The organism is Bifidobacterium sp. POST2/T3 (B1), assembly GCF_058197115.1.
On the sequence record NZ_JBVPQK010000442.1, the window covers coordinates 1 to 2,128 of the forward strand.

3 protein-coding genes and 1 pseudogene are annotated in these 2,128 nt (G+C 62.5%); all 4 read left to right on the top strand.

Features of this window, described 5'->3' with window-relative positions; genetic code table 11:
* Positions 1 to 72 (top strand): annotated as a pseudogene (locus AC0AP0_RS12575) (imidazoleglycerol-phosphate dehydratase); the annotation flags it as partial.
* Positions 69 to 821, top strand: a complete 753-nt coding sequence (locus AC0AP0_RS12580; protein WP_490430733.1) for a hypothetical protein — start codon at positions 69 to 71, stop codon at positions 819 to 821. The pseudogene AC0AP0_RS12575 and the gene AC0AP0_RS12580, both read left to right, overlap by 4 nt.
* Positions 822 to 853: 32 nt before the next feature.
* Positions 854 to 1,627 (top strand): imidazole glycerol phosphate synthase subunit HisH, encoded by a 774-nt coding sequence (hisH, locus tag AC0AP0_RS12585; protein WP_490430734.1) that lies wholly within the window; start codon positions 854 to 856, stop codon positions 1,625 to 1,627.
* A gap of 1 nt (position 1,628) precedes the next feature.
* Positions 1,629 to 2,128 (top strand): HisA/HisF-related TIM barrel protein (locus AC0AP0_RS12590; protein WP_490430735.1); only part of this gene is annotated, 500 nt, incomplete at its 3' end.

Sequence of the window (2,128 nt, forward strand, 5' to 3'; positions counted from 1 at the left end):
AGGGCTCTGCGCTTCGCGGTGGAGCCTGATCCCAGGGTGAAGGGCATCCCCAGCACCAAGGGGTCGCTATGAGCGCGGATGAATATGACAACAATGACAGCAGGGATCAAGACCTGCCGGATTCCGGCCATCATCTGAGTGAGGAAGAGGTCGAGCGGGCTCTGGCCAGCTTCGAGGCTGAGTTCAATGAGGACCAGAATCAAGCGGATCAGCCCGTTGAAGACTCCGGATCAGGCGTGGATGACGATGCTGGTTTGGATTCCGCGCCCGCTGACGAATCTTCGGTGAAACCGGATGGGGCCGATGGCGTTGCTGCCGATTTCGACCAAGAGCTTGAAGGTCTGATCGGCAACCGGGCCAAGGCCGCCGTAATGGTGACACGCCTGGCATCGGCAGAGCTTCTGGCGGCTTTCTGCCAGATATCCGATATCTCCGCCTATTGCATCCAGGCCCGTGAGGGTGCTGTGGCCGTCCTGAGAAATCTGGACGGGGACGGACCCGAGGCAGCCATCCGCGATTTGACCACGGTCGTATCCGGGCTCAGCGCCATCCTGGCCGTCAACCGGGCGGACAAGCTCGAGGTGACACTATGGATCAGCGGGCAGTCGGGACAGACGCTCGCGCCGCCCATCCTCTTTGCCGCCACTGCAGACTTCGTAGAAGACCTGATGATCGGGACCACCACAGTGGATAGGCTGCGCCAGGATGGGGCCGCCATCTTCGACTCGGGGGAGTACAACCGCGAGAAGGCCATGGGCATCATCGCCTCGCACACCAGGTTCGGGGCCGGAGGATCGACTCGCAAGGGTCGCGTCGAGTAATCGCGCAAGCAAACGGCTTGGCTAGGAGGAACATGACCAGGATACAGGTGCTTGACTATGGGTTCGGCAATGTCAGATCCATGGTGCATGCCCTCTCCCAGCTGGGGGTTGATGCGCAAATCAGCGCCGACCCGGACCTGGCCATGAAGGCCGACGGCCTGGTCATTCCCGGAGTGGGGGCCTACGGGGCCTGCATGGCGGGGTTACGGGCTGTCGGCGGCGACCGCATCATCCTGGATCGCCTGGCCCAGGGGCTGCCGGTTCTTGGGGTCTGCATAGGTCTTCAGGTCATGTTCCAGTTCGGGGACGAGGACGGCCGCAGCGAGCCCGGTCTGGGCTTGATACCTGGTCGTGTGACGAAACTGGACGCTGATGTAGTGCCCCATATGGGCTGGGATCATGTCCAGGCGCCCCAGGGAACACGACTCTTGGCAGGGGTCCAGGATCAACGCTTCTACTTCGTCCACTCCTATGCCGCCATGGCGGCGAAGGGGGATGACCGATCCGTTGGGACCCAGCCCGATTTGTCCCTACGAGTGTCAGCATTGAATCGGACGAGTGACGGCCAGCCAAGGTCAGCTCAGTCAGTGTCTGACAAGATTTCACAGGGTGCTTCTTTCGGTGAACCGCTGGTTACCTGGGCCACCTATGGACGCAGCAGGTTCGTGGCGGCCTACGAATGCGGACCCTTGAGCGCCACTCAGTTCCATCCTGAAAAGTCCGGCCAGGCCGGAGCACGGTTGCTGACCAATTGGGTACGGACCCTTTCTGGGGCTTCCGGACTCTCCCGCGAGAAAGGTGAATGAGATGCTCACGCTTTTACCGGCTGTCGATGTCCGCGACGGAAAGGCGGTTCGCCTAAGGCAAGGGATCTCCGGCTCCGAGAAGGTCTACGGGGAGCCTGCCGATGCAGCCAAGACTTGGGTCGACCAAGGTGCCGAGTGGCTCCACCTGGTCGACTTGGATGCGGCCTTCGGCACCGGAGACAACCGTGACAAGCTGGCCGCCCTGGTCAACGAACTGGGGGATCGTGTCAAGGTGGAGCTCAGCGGCGGCATCCGCGACGATGCAAGCCTGGAGGCCGCCCTGGACGCGGGTGCCACCCGGGTCAACATCGGCACGGCGGCTCTGGAGGATCCGGAGTGGACCAGCCAGGTCCTGGGTCGCTACGGCGAAAGGGTTTGTGTGGGTCTGGACGTACGCGGACATACCCTGGCCGCCCGAGGTTGGACCAGACAGGGTGGGGACCTTTTTGATGCCATGGAGCGACTGGACCGGGACGGGTGCAGCCGATACGTGGTCACCGA